The organism is Planktothrix sp. FACHB-1355, assembly GCF_014748295.1.
Lineage (GTDB): Bacteria > Cyanobacteriota > Cyanobacteriia > Cyanobacteriales > Aerosakkonemataceae > Aerosakkonema > Aerosakkonema funiforme_A.
Map to the genome: position 1 here is coordinate 1 of NZ_JACJUP010000992.1, position 2,707 is coordinate 2,707.

Here is a 2,707-nt window from a genome sequence, read left to right on the forward strand (position 1 = left end):
TCTGCTTTATCCTAGCGCGGTTAATAGTGTAGCAGATGCCGATTTTCGATAAATTTTGCTGTCAAGATTTTCGCTGTGAGATTTTTTTGGTAGGATTTATAATTTTGGCTGATTTGACATCCTCCCGCTGCTAATCGCATATTGTGGGATATCTGTCTTGGTTGACTCTGCGATCGCACCAAGAGTTCCAAAATGCAAAATGACTGTAAATCCTTATTTTTCCCTCTTTGACGTTATGCAGAAATACAAACAATCTATCATCGCAAAGGCGAGTCGGTTGTCCGTAAAACGGACATTAGCAAAACTTACCGCAGGCATTGCCCTGCTACTGCTTCCCTCTGCCTGTCAGACTCAAAATAGCAGCGGTGGAGTTAAGATTGGCACCCTCTTACCCATCACCGGAGACTTATCTCAGTTTGGTTCTCCCATGCAGGATAGCGCCAGCCTTTTGGTTAAAACAGTTAACGGCTGTAACGGTGTTTTGGGTAAGCCTGTACAACTAATCTCGGAAGACGATCAAACTCAACCCGCCGCCGGTGCAGCAGCAATGACTAAACTAGCAGAAGTGAATCGCGTTGCCGGTGTGGTGGGTGCTGCTGGCAGCGCCGTTTCCAGCGCCGCCATTGATATTGCCGTTCGCAATCAAGTCGTGCAAATTTCTCCTTCCAGTACCAGTCCGATTTTTAGCGAAAGAGCAAAAAAAGGCGATTTTAAGGGGTTTTGGTTCCGCACCGCACCGCCGGATACATTTCAAGGTGAAGCACTGGCAAAATTGGCCAAAGCAAGAAAATTCCAGTCTGTGGCGGTTATGGCTATCAATAACGATTATGGCAAGGGCTTGGCCCAATCTTTTATGACAGCGTTTGAAGCTTTGGGTGGCAAAGTGGTCAATCGAGATAAACCCGTTCTATATCCTCCCACCGCTTCCACTTTCGAGTCAGAAGTAGGGGCGGCTTTTGGGGGTAGTCCGGATGCTGTATTGCTAGTTGGATATCCAGAAACTGGTAGTTTAATCCTCAAAGCTGCTTACCAACAGGGATTGCTGGGAAAGAAAACGCAAGTTATCTTAACTGAGGGTATGAAAGATGCCAAAGTACCTCAGTTGGTCGGGAAAAATACAGCCGGTCAATATATCGCGGCTGGCGTTATTGGCACAGCTCCCAATACGCGAGGGCCAGCTTTGGCAGCGTTTCTCGATCGCTACAAAACCGCTTTCAATCGCGAACCTGGAATTTTTGACGCCAACACCTGGGATGCAACTGCGCTTCTGCTTCTAGCTGCTGAAGCTGCCAAATCTCCCAGCGGTTCTGCCATCAAAGACAAAATCCCAGAAGTTGCCAACCCACCTGGACAACAAGTCACTGATGTTTGTCAAGCTCTATCCCTAATTCGCGAGGGCAAGGATATCGATTATCAGGGAGCTAGCAGCAGCGTGGACATCAATGCCCAAGGAGATGTGACGGGCAGTTACGATGTCTGGACGATTGACAGTACCGGTAGTATCAAGGTACTGGAGACGATCGCTGTGAGTGGGTCGTAAAATCGGGATGAGAGGATTTGAACCTCCGGCATCCTGCTCCCAAAGCAGGCGCGCTACCAAGCTGCGCTACATCCCGACGCGCAGATTTTATTATAGCTGACTTTTTGGCAATTGGGGGCAAAGGATGAAAAATTTTATCTAGGGCGTCAGGATTAGAGGCTGGGGGCTAGGGCCAGAAGGTCGTAAAATCAAGGGTTTCCAGAACTCAGAACCTCTTAACCGACTTTTATCGGTTGCGAAAGTGAGTATTTTACTCAGTTAGGATACCAAAACATTCCCTTAATACCTTCCGGGTCAGAAATAAATCCCAGACCGCGATAGAAATCTAGGACATGAGGATCGGCAAATAAGGTAATGTTGCTAATGTCCTCACTGCGAAGTTTTTTGATCGTAAACTTCATCAACGCCTTTCCCAGCCCTTTGCCTTGGAACTCTGGGTGAACGACCACATCCCAGATGGTAGCGTTAAAGGCATGGTCGGAGGTGGCGCGGGCAAAGCCAATCAAACGGCGGCGGTTGCCTCGCACTTCCCACATGGAAGTAACGAGGAAACTATGCTGAATGGCTTTTTTGACCTTACGCAGCGGGCGGCGCGACCAACCCACCGCATCGCAGAGTTCTTCTAGTTCGTAGAGGTCGATATCCCGATCGGTACTGAAAAAGATACGACCGTTCCGGTTGGCTCGATCGCCATTGACTGGAACCACATCTTCTTCCATTTGGATGGCCCCAGTTGTCGAGGCAGCATCAGAGTCGCTAAACCAGCTTTTCCAAAAACCCATGCAGGCGTGATTATTGTAGTAGTAGTAAGGAAGTTGGATGGCCGTACTAGCTAGTATATCTCTCGTCTTCCCCTCAGCGATCGACTGATTTTACCAAATTGGTCGATCGGCAGACGGCTGTTACTGTGCAGCCATCTGTAGGAAATTAGTCGATCGAATCGATCAAATGTTGAAATGTACCTTTTTGCTGGCCTTTGACCTGGCAGGCGAGTTTGACCCCAAATGATGGCCCAGGGCTTAAAATCATCTACCCTCGAACTGCTGAAACGCTTTAATCGGTCGTTTCCTCAGTTTTATGAGCAATTTGTCAGCAGTGAGAGCCAACTGCAAAACTTAAGGCTAGCCTATCGGCTCTACAAAAGTAGGCGAGCTGTAATTGAAATGA

Annotated in this window: 2 protein-coding genes and 1 tRNA gene; 1 reads left to right on the plus strand and 2 read right to left on the minus strand. The window is 48.2% G+C overall.

The features are described 5' to 3' along the window. Positions 1 to 199: 199 nt before the first annotated feature. Positions 200 to 1,540 carry an ABC transporter substrate-binding protein gene (locus H6S82_RS27995; RefSeq protein ID WP_206756678.1) on the plus strand — a complete coding sequence of 447 codons (1,341 nt, stop codon included), beginning with the start codon at positions 200 to 202 and terminating at the stop codon, positions 1,538 to 1,540. 2 nt (positions 1,541 to 1,542) lie between these two features. Here the strand turns inward: H6S82_RS27995 and H6S82_RS28000 are convergent. Continuing rightward, a tRNA-Pro gene (locus H6S82_RS28000) sits at positions 1,543 to 1,616 on the minus strand. Between the two features lie 178 nt (positions 1,617 to 1,794). Continuing rightward, complete coding sequence (locus tag H6S82_RS28005) at positions 1,795 to 2,322, minus strand: GNAT family N-acetyltransferase (RefSeq protein ID WP_190475835.1); 528 nt, start codon at positions 2,320 to 2,322, stop codon at positions 1,795 to 1,797. Positions 2,323 to 2,707 lie beyond the last annotated feature (385 nt).

Bases quoted from the DNA above. Each gene is read 5' to 3' on its own strand.
- H6S82_RS27995 (WP_206756678.1), top strand. From the start codon at position 200: ATGACTGTAAATCCTTATTTTTCCCTCTTTGACGTTATGCAGAAATAC.
- H6S82_RS28005 (WP_190475835.1), bottom strand. From the start codon at position 2,322: ATGGGTTTTTGGAAAAGCTGGTTTAGCGACTCTGATGCTGCCTCGACA.